This window comes from Oceanobacillus sojae (genome assembly GCF_900162665.1).
GTDB lineage: Bacteria > Bacillota > Bacilli > Bacillales > Amphibacillaceae > Oceanobacillus > Oceanobacillus sojae_A.
The window spans coordinates 600,850-613,382 of record NZ_LT727809.1 but is presented as its reverse complement, the minus strand read 5'-3'; the positions used below and the strand labels follow the sequence as shown (position 1 = coordinate 613,382).

At 38.2% G+C, this 12,533-nt stretch carries 9 protein-coding genes and 1 riboswitch; of the genes, 1 reads left to right on the top strand and 8 read right to left on the bottom strand.

Annotated features, from left to right (window positions below):
- The first annotated feature begins 294 nt into the window (after window positions 1–294).
- Window positions 295–435, top strand: coding sequence for a hypothetical protein (locus BN1068_RS23525; protein WP_175637049.1), 141 nt, complete (start codon window positions 295–297; stop codon window positions 433–435).
- Window positions 436–540: 105 nt separating this feature from the next.
- On the opposite strand, the gene BN1068_RS03325 is transcribed toward BN1068_RS23525, so the two are convergent.
- The 8 genes from BN1068_RS03325 to BN1068_RS03280 all read right to left on the bottom strand — a co-directional run bounded on the left by BN1068_RS03325 (window position 541) and on the right by BN1068_RS03280 (window position 12,221).
- Window positions 541–1,047 carry a DUF3189 family protein gene (locus tag BN1068_RS03325; protein ID WP_077601401.1) on the bottom strand — a complete coding sequence of 169 codons (507 nt, stop codon included), beginning with the start codon at window positions 1,045–1,047 and terminating at the stop codon, window positions 541–543.
- Between the two features lie 360 nt (window positions 1,048–1,407).
- Window positions 1,408–2,508, bottom strand: a complete 1,101-nt coding sequence (locus tag BN1068_RS03320; protein ID WP_254846690.1) for a CAP domain-containing protein — start codon at window positions 2,506–2,508, stop codon at window positions 1,408–1,410.
- A gap of 560 nt (window positions 2,509–3,068) precedes the next feature.
- Window positions 3,069–4,295, bottom strand: a complete 1,227-nt coding sequence (locus BN1068_RS03315; protein WP_077601399.1) for a DUF819 family protein — start codon at window positions 4,293–4,295, stop codon at window positions 3,069–3,071.
- A gap of 200 nt (window positions 4,296–4,495) precedes the next feature.
- Window positions 4,496–5,377, bottom strand: a complete 882-nt coding sequence (dapA, locus tag BN1068_RS03310; protein ID WP_077601398.1) for a 4-hydroxy-tetrahydrodipicolinate synthase — start codon at window positions 5,375–5,377, stop codon at window positions 4,496–4,498.
- Window positions 5,378–5,621: 244 nt separating this feature from the next.
- A riboswitch (Lysine riboswitch) is annotated at window positions 5,622–5,802 on the bottom strand.
- Between the two features lie 187 nt (window positions 5,803–5,989).
- The gene (gene cysK, locus BN1068_RS03300) at window positions 5,990–6,913 is read right to left on the bottom strand and encodes a cysteine synthase A (RefSeq protein WP_077601396.1); all 924 of its coding nucleotides are present in this window, start codon (window positions 6,911–6,913) and stop codon (window positions 5,990–5,992) included.
- Window positions 6,914–6,929: 16 nt separating this feature from the next.
- The gene (locus BN1068_RS03295; RefSeq protein ID WP_077601395.1) at window positions 6,930–7,343 is read right to left on the bottom strand and encodes a PH domain-containing protein; all 414 of its coding nucleotides are present in this window, start codon (window positions 7,341–7,343) and stop codon (window positions 6,930–6,932) included.
- A 352-nt stretch (window positions 7,344–7,695) separates the two neighbouring features.
- Window positions 7,696–8,592 carry a 5'-3' exonuclease gene (locus BN1068_RS03285; RefSeq protein ID WP_077601393.1) on the bottom strand — a complete coding sequence of 299 codons (897 nt, stop codon included), beginning with the start codon at window positions 8,590–8,592 and terminating at the stop codon, window positions 7,696–7,698.
- The gene (locus tag BN1068_RS03280; RefSeq protein ID WP_254846689.1) at window positions 8,589–12,221 is read right to left on the bottom strand and encodes a dynamin family protein; all 3,633 of its coding nucleotides are present in this window, start codon (window positions 12,219–12,221) and stop codon (window positions 8,589–8,591) included. The genes BN1068_RS03285 and BN1068_RS03280 overlap by 4 nt, the downstream gene beginning before the upstream one ends.
- Between the last annotated feature and the right edge of the window lie 312 nt (window positions 12,222–12,533).

Below are 12,533 nucleotides of genomic sequence, written 5' to 3'. Positions count from 1 at the left end.
TGAAAAAAAGTTTCAAATTCATCTGTATTTTTTATGTGATTCGTGTATGAATATGGAATCTCCATTCAAAAATGTGTTAGCTCCTATTAAGTTTGTCTAATCCTTTTTTTCTTACTAACGTATATTGAATGGGAAAGGGGGGATAAGCTATGTGCGGTCATCACTCAACAGGAGGAAGACGTAAAGACCCTTGTCGCAACACAAGTCGTCCAGGCGCCGACTATCGTCGTAGAGATCATAAACAGGATTGCTGTCATAACAGTCAGCAAAATCATAACAGATGTGAAAACAGACATGAAGATTGTTGTCACAGCAGAGGTAATCACAGAAACGAACATCATCACGGATGTCGTGAATCGAATCGTTGTGATAATAGGCAAAGGAATAATAACAGAAGGAAATTCTGTTTTTGTTGTAACAACTTCTTCTAATTAAAGCTTGCAGACAGGTCACCCTCATCTTTTAAAAAACACCGCGGACTATCAGAATAAAATACATGATAGTCCGCGGTGTCCTATAGAAACTTTTTCCTGGATAAAATTAATGAAACTTCTTATTTTCTAGTACAATAACTTTGGCATTCATGGAATGGCCCGCTTGTTTTGTTTCCTCAACTAACCGGTTAATCTTTACACAGCATTGCTTTGCACCGGCCACTAATAAAGGTTCTCCTAAAAAATTGATATTCAATCCTCTTGATAAGAAGCCACCCACTGACATCACAAATGGTACTGTAGGAGAAGTATTGGAAATAATAATCTTTTCATTCATCGAAGTTCTTTCCTGTAATAAAGCTGCCAGATCCTTTATAGCTGGCACAACATATTTATTATTTCTTCTTCCTATGGTATAAACTGCATTATCCTCTTCATCGATACCATGGAAAATAAGCTTACCAAGATCATGCTTCGTTAACTTATTGAAGTATCTGACACTAATTATTTCTTCCTTGGTCAGCTTTCGGTCCAAGGGAAGTTTTTTTAAATGATAAGCTGCTGCAAGTGAAGTAGTATGTGTACCGCCGTAATCGTTGTATATATAAATCAAAGTTATTACCCCCTTTCAAAAATATTCTTCTTATACCTTCTGAATTCATCACCTGTTCCATTCAATAAATCCGCTTCACGAAAACGTTTAATCAAGATTTATTATTATCCAAAAAATATAAAGTAATGCACGTGGGACACATCATTTACTGAACAAATAAAAAAGGATAAACAACACAGATATGTATTGTTCATCCTCAATAGTTCATATAAAATTCATTATTCTTTTGTATAATTCAAATCTCAAATAACCCCAAATCTATCTTTGACTATTGCATACTTTGCTTCCCAAAATGTATCCTGAAGCTTTATCAATACAGCACTCAGGGCATCATACACTTTTTGAATTTTCTTCCGTTTATTACTGAAGAAAATTCTCTGTATAAAACGGCTGGTCGCTTTCATTGAAATCAACACCGACCCCTAAATAGCTAAAGCTCTCATGTAAAATATTTTCCCGATGACCGAGGGAATTCAATAAACCCTGATGGGCAAAAATACTGCTGAACTGTCCGTAAGCGAGGTTCTCACCTGCACTTAAGAAAGAAATGCCATCTGCCTTCATCCGGTCAAAAGGAGATTGGCCTTCTAAATTAGTATGACTGAAGTATTGATTAACAGCCATATCCGTACTGTGCTTTCTTGCAGTTTCTCTTACCTCTTCATCCCATTTTAAAATAGGCAGCTCCTGTTTCACGCGGGTGGCGTTGGTTAAATCAAATAACTGGTATTCCAGTCCTTCCTTTAGTGCCTCACTGCCGGGAGTATAAAGTGTGCTCTTCGCAGCCTCTAAGTCTTCATCTATGATTTGGACAGCAGTTACTTCATCCGATTCATGCAAATCATAAAACATGGTTACATAAGTGCCATCCATATGATAAACATCATATTCGCCTTCACTCTCTATTTTATAATTAAACCAGCCGTTACGAATCATTTCTTCCGGCTGACCTAATGTCTCATTTACAGATGTCTTGGAATCACCAAGCGCTATATCGTGCTTTGATGATAGTAAATCCTGATTGGTAAAGAGTCCACGGACTACATCCTGTTCATCATAAGCAACCATCATAAAGTTTTGATAGTTTTCATGGTAAGCGGACCACTCTACCCCATATTCATTTTCACTTTTCCGTTCAGCTTCCCCGTACATCTCTTCAACCTGATCTCTTGTGTCTCCAATTTCTACATTGCCGATGGAAAAAGATTGCTCCTCTGGTGTAGTGAGCTCTGGTGTTTCTACTTGCTCATACTCTCTATTTGTTTCTGAACCTGTAATGGAATTAAAAAAAGAAGCAGCCTGATCGGATACTTGCCGGAAATAAAAGTCATTATCTACCGCGTCATTAATAAAATCGCCTGCAGAGGAAAATGTATCACTTACAGATTCGGGGATAATATCGCGGACCGGCTCTTCCCATAATGGTTTAGTCCAAATGGCTAATATTATAATTAACAGCAAAAAAAATAATCGCTTGAAAATAGCTACCCCAACCTTTTTAATCTCTTTGATGCAGCAAAAGAATTATAGCTGATATTCTATTATTTACTGAATCAGTCTTTGTTAATCCTAAAAAATTTATTAGGGAGTTAACTTATGTAAATTATACTATTTTTAAATTACTTTCAACAAATCTGAGCATTTTTTCTTGATAAAGACATGTTATATAAAGACCAAAAGCGCAGAGCGCCTGCTTAAAAACGTAGAGATTGCGCCCCCGGCCTTTGGGGGTGGTTCGACCTTGGTCGAACTTCCTTTACTTAGGAGATAAAGGAAACATGCCCCTTTAGGGGTATGCCGACGTTAGGCTTCAGCCTGCTTTTAGTCGGTCTTCCTTTACTTTAAACCGATGTTGACTTATCGTAGGGCGCTCACGTGTTAGCTCCATAGTTTTTGGCGCTCGGAGCTGGACGCGGCTGTTTTTCTATAAATGGTTATCCAAAAGACAATAATTCTATAGTACGCTAGACAACAAAAAATCTGCTTCCTTCATAAGGTTAGAAGCAGATTTTTTACTATTCTTACATCAAGGTTCCAAACCAGACAGCAAGGAAGGTGCCGATATAATTTCCAACAATATAACCCAGTGTCCCGACAATTAATATTGGACCGACTAATTGTCTCCATCCTTTTGCAATCGCAAATGCGGCTGCAGTTGTTGGTCCGCCTATATTTGCATTACTTGCCAGCAGAATTTCTTCTAAACTCATCCGGAACAGTTTTCCAAATAGAAGAGATAGAATTAAATTAATTGCCACAATAATAAACGCAAAAACAAGCAATAATGGAGCTGTTTGAATAATTAACGTAATGGAAGCAGGTATTCCGATTACAACAAAAAAGATGTGAATCAGATAGGTACCTATTTCCTGACTGCCGTTTAAATTAGAAAAGTAATTCGGAAAAACACCCAAAGCAATGAAAGTAAGCGTTGTTAACACTAAATACTGATCCCCGATGATTCCGTTTAACAGATTATTGAAAAAAGAAGCGTTCTCCCCGCTTGGAATAATACCCGCAAAAAATTGAGCAATTTTCAAAGAAACAACGACTAAAAGAAAGGCAGTTCCAATAGAAAGTGCCATATCCTTCAGTGAAACTTCCTTCCTCTTCCAAAAGCTTTCTGATAATGTTTTGTTATCATCCACTGATTGGTTTTGTTCTACTTCCTCCATATGCGGTGTCGGGTAACGTTTTCGGATAAAATTAACGGCTGGTACCATCATTAGAATAATAAATAGCAATGCCATCATTAAATTATCGGCAACGACAGCTGCAGAAATGATTTCACCGGGAGTATCAAATTTTGCTGACATTGCCGCAAAATTCACGCCTCCCCCAATATATGTAGCACTGAAAATACCGCTTAATTGATCTAACAGAGGTATGTAATTCCGCAAAGTAAAAAATGCAACAATTGTTCCAGCTACCGTGCCAATAGAACTCAGCAGAAAAATAAGCAATAATCTGCTGCTTTCCTTCCATATTTTTTTAATATTAACGTGAAATAATAAAAGCGGTATTGCTAATGGCACAATAACAGACCAGACAGCATCATATACCGGCGACTCCGTAGGAATGATGCCAAAATTTGATAAAGCCATTGCTCCTACTAATGCAATTATTGCTCCTGTGATCTTAGAAGCCCAGCTATAGCGTTGTTCTAAAAAAATACTGACAGATGCCCAAATAATGATAATTCCCCATAGCGTGATCGTATCATCTGCCTGAATGAATGTTTCTTTCATCAGCTCCCCATCCCCTTCACTTTTTTAGCTTGTATCATATTTTACCATTTAAAATTGATAATTTCGCAGGTATTGCGGAGTATTTTTAAAGATTATAGTAAATATATAGCCATTATTTTAATTGGAAAGAAATGCAGATAATAAAATCCATCAAAAAACCTCTCTAAATCTGCTAGAGAGGTTTTTAATTTAATTATTGCTTATTTTACTTTCTCAAATAAATCTAATTTATGATTTAAGGATTGCAGCTGTTCATCATTTAATGGCAGTAACGGCAAACGGACTCCGCCAACGTTAACGCCATTCCGGTTTAATGCTGCTTTTACTGGAGCAGGGCTCGGTGCTGCAAACATTTCCTGCATAACCGGCAGAATTCGCTGATGAATAGAAGCAGCTTTTTTCACAGCTCCCTGTTCATATGCAGCAATCATCTCTTGCATCTCATTGCCGATAATATGCCCGGAAACGGAAACAATACCTATTGCCCCGACTGCAAGAGATGGTAATGTGATAGCATCTTCTCCACAATATACGGAAAAGCTCGCGTCTGTTTGTGCCACCATCTCTGTTACCTTATCCATATCGCCGCTCGCATCTTTAATTGCCACAATATTATCAACAGCAGACAAACGAACTGCTGTTTCAGCCGCTAAATCTACAGAAGTTCTGCCAGGTACATTGTATAGCATCACTGGTAATTGAACCGCATTCGCCACTGTTTTAAAATGTTCATATAAAGCGTCTTGAGAAGGTTTATTATAATAAGGTGTTACAAGCATAATTGCATCAACACCCGTTTTTTCAGCAGCTTGTGACAGCTCAATAGACCCTTTTGTCTGATTTGATCCTGTGCCTGCAATCACTGAAACCCTTCCATTTACCTTCTGTACCGTATGTGAAAATAATGCCAGCTTTTCCTCATTTGACAAAGTAGGAGATTCGCCTGTTGTTCCAGCTACCACCAATCCATCGGAACCATTATCAATCAGGTACTCAATCAGGTTATCTAATGCAGCGTAATCAATTTCTTTCTCTTCGTTAAATGGCGTTACCATCGCCGTAACCACTTTTCCAAAATTCATAACAACACACCCTTTGTATAATATCAACATCACTTGATGAAAAATAGACGGATAGCGCCTAAGTAAAGTGCCTTAAAAAACTAGAGGATGGAAAATAATAAAGACAAGCAGAAACAGTTTTACCTCTACCCTTACTGCTTCTGAATTTATTTGGTTCTCTTATCATTATTCATTACTTCCATTATTTCCACAAAATAAAAAGCACCAACGGAGACCGCTGCTGCACAAACAATTAATTGTCCTCTCAGCTGATAGCCCTCCACATAGTTTCCTATATGACAGCACCGGATTTGTTCAATCCCAGTACCAGTATAATAAGAATAAGGCTTATTATACTTCGGCAAATTCCCCTTTCCATATGCTTCATTGCCAGCCTGTTCTGCCTCTGCATATTTACTGATGGTCTTTGCACCTCTATCGTTCATCTATGAATAATGAATTTGTCTGTATTATAGCAGGAATACGCAAGAAAAACAAATAAAAATAGAGATTTTTATGGAATGAGAAAAGCTTTATATCGACCACTTTAAGGTGCAGACACCTGTTATTGTTCAACTTCTTTACTGGTAAACTATGCAAAATAAAAAAATAGGTGATTCGCCTGCCACTGCATTACTTCCCCTGCAAAAATTCCATAGACAAATATCTTTCCCCCGTATCAGGAGCGATACAAACCACCTTTTGGGAAGGTTTCAGCCGCTTGGCAACCTCTCTGGCTGCATAAACAGCTGCAGCCCCGGACGGTCCGATAAACAACCCTTCTTTTTGAGCAAGCTCCTGCAATAAATGCAATGCCTGCCCGTCATTAATTTGCATAATTTCATCATAAATGGAGGTATTTAAAATCTCAGGTACAAAGCCGGGACTTGTTCCCACCAGTTTATGCGGGCCGGGCTCTCCTCCTGATAAGACCGGCGAGCCCTTTGGCTCTACAACAGTAATATGTAAATCCGGAATAAATTCTCTTAGTGACTCCCCTGTCCCTGTTACGGTTCCTCCTGTACCGGCAGTACAGACAAAGGCATCCAATTGATTATCCATATCTCTTAAAATTTCCAATGCTGTCGTTTTACGATGCGCATCAGGATTCGAAATATTTTTAAATTGCTGGGGAATAAAACTGTTTGGTATTTCCGCTTGTAATTCCAGTGCTTTCTGTATGGCTCCCGGCATTTTTTTATTACTTGGTGTCAAAACCACCTTGGCTCCATATGCTTTCAGAAGATTTCTCCTCTCTTCTGTACTATTATCCGGCATCACAAGGATTGCCTGATATCCTTTTGCAGAAGCTGCCATTGCCAGTCCTATTCCTGTATTCCCGCTAGTCGGCTCAATAATCGTATCACCCGGTTTTATAAGCCCTTTCTGCTCCGCAATATAAATCATATGAGTTGCAGCCCGGTCCTTTACACTTCCGCTCGGATTAAACATTTCCAGCTTCACATAAATTTTTGCTGCATTTTCCGGCTGCAGCTTATTTAGCTCCACCATGGGTGTCTCTCCTACTAATTCTGTAATATTATCTACAACTCTCATCATTGCTCCCCCCCTTCTATTCTTTTAATAAACGGTTATCTACTGAAATTTCTGGATTTATCTTCATCAGTTCTTCTACAAAAGTAAACTTATCCTTCGGCGAGATTGCAATCAAATCATATTTTCCACTTCGGATTTGTATACGATCAAGTGACAATGCCGGTGCAATAATCGGCATCTTTGCCAAAAGAATTAACTCCATATTTTCTATATAAATCGTTTGACGGATTGGACCATAATAGACAATTAAACGGTCTTTATCAATCTTATATCCGGTGTGGAACCAAAACCAAAGCAATATACTGCATAGGATGAGCATAATGACTAAATTAATTATCTGCCCTTTCAGTAATGGAATAAGCACGCCACTAAGCACAACAGCCCAAAGTATAATCACCATCCAAGTATCCTTTTTCGATTCAAAATACATTATATTCCCCCATTCATCCTGACAATGTTTCTTCTTCCATTATAGCTACTGAAAGTATATATACCAAATTTCAACATTATTGCCGCATACAAAATTTATACAATAAGAAAAACTTATACAGACCCAATAAATGTTCATTATAAAGAACACATCAGTCTTCGGTTCATTTCTACTGCAAGCATAAGTAACCCCTGTCTGCATTTCATATACTTCAGAGCAAAAAACAAAAGGGGTATCCATTATACCCTTCCTAGGTATAACGGATACCCCCTGCAAGAAAATAAATTAATTTCTCTACTTTCTCACCTTAAAAAATAACTTGTTTATTCTCAGGTGCGGAAGTTGGGTTAATTTAAAATGGCACAGATGGTTTATTTTTTATTGGAGCAAGTAAACGATCCAGATGCTTCCATTCCAGTTTATCCAATTCAGTTATCACTTTATCTTCTTTAAAATCCCATCTGGAACCTTCTAAATCACAGCTAATCGGAACATCACATTTTATTTCCGCCAGTTGCCGTGATAAATAAAGCATATCCATATCGGCCTGTAATTTATTTTGTACTCCTTTTGGAAGCTTTTCAATGTTCTTTACTAAACCATCGATCGTTTCAAATTCCTGCAGCAATTTCAAGGCTGTTTTTTCTCCAATTCCTTTCACTCCAGGATAATTATCTGAAGAGTCTCCCATCAATCCTTTTAAATCAATGATTTGTGCCGGAGAAAGGGCCTTTTTCTCATAGAAATTATCCTTATCAAAGACCTCATAATTCCCCTGGCCTTTCCGCATAATAATAACTCGGATGTTTTCTTTTACTAATTGAAGCAAGTCCTGATCTCCAGAAAGAATAAATACTTCATTTTCTGGATTATATATGTTTGCAAGTGTACCCATACAATCATCCGCTTCAAAGTTTTCTAACCCTATATTAGGAATATCAAAAGATTGCACAATTTCTTTTACCAGATCAAACTGCGGAATTAATTCCACAGGCGGCGCATCCCGATTTGCTTTATACCCGTCATACATCTCTGTCCGGAATGTTTTGCTTCCCATATCCCAGCAGCAGACAACATGCGATGGCTCAAAAGTGTGAATGGCATCTGTTAAATAGCGCAGAAATTGATAAACTCCATTTGTCGGAACTCCTTTTGAATTATACATAAAATTCCCCCGGAAAGATGTTGCGAAAAATCCCCGGAACAAAAGTGCCATCCCATCTACTAATAAAACTTTATTTGCTGTCATGCTTCATTTCCTTCCTCTCTGTAACGATCTAAAATCAGATCCATTTGTTCTTTTCTATCAGCCAGATCATCCATGTCCACTTCGACAAATAAACGGTCGATAAATTGCTGATAAAGTACATCCGCTTCCTGTACAAGGACTGATTTTTCTTGCTGAATCCCTTCCTCCCACTGTTCCTGATAAGACAACTGAATCAATTTTGCACCTTCTTCTACAAAATCCTGGACATCGGACGCTATGATTTCGTATAGCTGCTCCTTTATCTCTTCCTTTTGATTTTGAACAAAGAACGTTTTTGTATCTTTAAATTTACCAAATAATTTTTGAAGCTCGCTCTGCTTTTGTATCGATAGTTTAATTGTTAAATCAGGTGTATTGAATCCTGAAATATCCCACTCAGATATTGAAAAAACAGGATCAAATCTCTTCGCTTTTTCTATCATTTCAAGCTGATTAGTTTTTAACAATCCTTTTAACAGCTGCTCAACTCGTAAAGAAACAGCTAACAACTCTTGATGCAGCTCCGTTTCCATATAGAGGACCAGCTGTTCAAACTGCTTCGCCATCTGCTCCCGGCCGGCTCTGCCTGATTCCGTAATCGTTGTCGGATTATAAATTTCTTTAAATAGATCATGAAAGCGGATTGCAAAGCGCTGATTTAGAAAAAAGGCTTGTTTTTCTAATTTTTGGCGCCATCTATTTTCAGTTGAGACTAAATCTAAATTTTCCGCTGTTTGAACGATTTGCTGGTAAGCATTTTGCAGTACTTCTTTCCGCTTTGTTTTTGCAGACTGGTCTAATTTTAACGATTGGATAAATTGTTCTAGTGCTTCACCTGACCGTTCGATATCGCTGATTGCTGCTCTTTTTGCAAGCGCAGTTAAGTCATGATGAATAAAATCATAGAAACGGGATTCAAATGTCCGCATCTGCTCATTTAGTGTTTTTTGCTCTAATTTTTCGGCTAAAGACAGCTTACTCGAAACAGGGTAAAGACGCGGAAAACGAATTCCCAGTTGTGCTAACTGCTCTTTGACGTACCCGGATACCAGATCTAATTCCTGTTGATCACTGGCAAGATCTGCTGCATTAACAATAAAAAACATTTTATCGAGCTCAAATACATCCTTTACACGTCCAAGCTGCATCAGAAAATCTTTATCCGCACGGGAAAGCGCATGATTATAGTAGGTAACGTATAAAATAGCATCTGCATGCTTGATATATTCAAAGGATACATTCGTATGTCTGGCATTAATCGAATCGGCACCCGGTGTGTCAACCAGCGTAATTCCCTGTTTCGTTACTTCACAATCATAAAAAAGATCCATTGATGCAATATAACACGCTTTTTCTTCATCTGTCACGTAAGATTCAAAATTATCATAGGTTATTTTTTGGGCAGAGCCAATGACAGATTGGGCCCCTTCATAGCCATCGAGCATCGCATTTAAATAAGCCTGATACATTTTCGGCAAACGTGAATCTATCAATACATTCTTTGTTTTCAGCCATGTAATCAGCTCATCCAGAGAAGCATTTGGCGGTTCACATTCCTTTGCCAGAGTCTTTATATCATCTACCAGCATTTCTTCTGATTTAAAGGTGACAATAACATCCCGGTGCCGGTTTTCATTTGTAACGGGACGAATCCGGTTAACCGCAGCTGTTGTCGGATTCGGTGATACCGGCAGGACATGTTCTCCAAGAATAGCATTGGCAAAGGAGGATTTCCCGGCACTAAATGCACCAAACAAAGCAATGGTATAGGAGCGTTCTGTTAAAGATATTTTTCGTTTCTTTAAGTCCTGCCGATAGCTTTCAAACCCGGGTAGACGAATGGCTTGTAAAACGTTATCTATATCACGGACGACATGCTCGTCTTTTGCTGCAGGTGTCTCGTTCCCTGTCTCTTCCTGCACTTCTTCTACTTCCTCAGCATATATCTCCTCTTCAAGCATTTCCATAGCCTCTGTTCCCTGTCTCGAAATTACTATTCGCGCTTGAAGCTCTTCCTTCATCTCTGTGATGACTTCCGGTAACTCATCAGGGTTTTCCTGCTGCTCATCTAAACGCTTGAAATAAGCTGCTTCCTTGCTTTCCAGTGCGTGATTGGCTTGCTGATCCGCTTCTGCAGCCTGCAGCTCCTGCAATTGTTGCGTCCATTCCTGCAGTTGATTCTTATTCTTTTCTTCAAGCTCTGTTCTTACTTCTTTTGCCAGCTGTCTCATTTGTTTTTTGAAATGTGTCTTTAAACTGGCAGCAATATCATTCGTATAATTTAATATATAATCTCCATTTATGGTTGCGCCTTTACGCAAATTGCTTTCCAGCAGCTCTTCTCTTAAAGACCATTCTAAAAAGGAGACACTTTTTTCCTGATAAGAGGAATCCAGTTGATTCATTTCAATTTGTTCATACCACTTATCGCGGAGCTTCCATTTTAATGTGGTTTCAACATTCTTTTCTAAAGCATTCATAAAGGCTTGCTTCCGCTCTATTTTTGTTTCCTTCGTTTTTTTACTGCTTGTAAATAAGCCGCCGACCTTAAAGTCAGGCTGCACAGATTCCAAATAAGCCTTTGCAAGCTCTCTTAAATCTGCCGGCATCAGATACGCATTTTTCGCCGTCTGATCGACCTCATTTAAAAACCCGGCTGCTATATTCCCCGGCTGCTCCTGCAGGTTTTCAATCTCTTCCGTTAATGTGTCTATTCGCTCTGTCAATGACACTTCCCCGGCTTCATCTAAAAATGTTTTTTGATTCGACATTTCCCGATGTACTTTTTTTTTATGATCTTTCACAATTTGTCGAATACTCGCATCCATCGTCATGTAATCATCTTTAGACCTGAGCATCTGAAATACGGTGTCTTTCAGCTCTGACCATTCATTATGCGGTGCTTCCGGATTTTTAAGAGATGTGTAGAAAATGGAAGAAGGGTGCAGATTCCATTGATCAAACGTTTGTTTAATTTTTTTATCAAATTCGACAAAAGGCAGCTCCGCTTCACTATGCTTATCTATCTGGTTGATAACAATCATGAATGGGAGACCATTTTCCTGCATCGCCTGAAGAAATAACAGATTCACTTCAGATTGAACATGATTATAATCTGTTACGTAAATAAGATAATCTGATAAGTGAAGAGATGCTTCTGTGAGCATTCTGTCAATATCGTCTGCGGCATCAATTCCCGGCGTGTCTAAAATAGCTGTATGAGGAGGTAAAATATCCTCGCCGGTACTGATATGCATTTTTTTTATCTGATCTTTATTTTTTGAGAACTTTTTAATTTGCTCTAAATCGTACGGTTCGTGGTATTCAATCACTTCCCCATTATGAAAAAACACTTCGACAGTACCTTCTCCAGATGAGATCTTAACAATATTTGCACTGGTAGGAATGGGACTGTTCGCTAAAATCTCCTGCCCTAATAACTGATTTATTAATGAAGACTTTCCCGCAGAAAAATGCCCTGTCAATGTGATAATAAATTCCTGGTTAAAGTATTTTTCCAGTATATCAAGCATCTTACCTGCATTAATTTTATCTCCCCTATTTTTCATTTCCTGATAAAGAGATGCAATTTGCTGTTCCGTTACCCTTTTTTCCATATGCGTGATCACAAGCCTTTTCCCCTTTGTCCTTCATATTCATACCTATTTTTTACGTTTGAATGTTTCTTCCGGTCTTCTGCATAACACTTTCATTATACGTAATATTCGTATTGATTTCTAGATATTAAATTTATTAGTTTACATAATATTTTTATGGTTAATTAATTACCTCTGCTACATTGAATGAAATGGCATCGATTTCTCAGAATCAACTGCTTTTTCTACAATCGTACTCTTCCTGTTGCCCATTTAACTAGTACCTGCTTCATAAAATAAAGAACGATACACATATTCCGGATGTATCGCTCTTTTTACTATTCG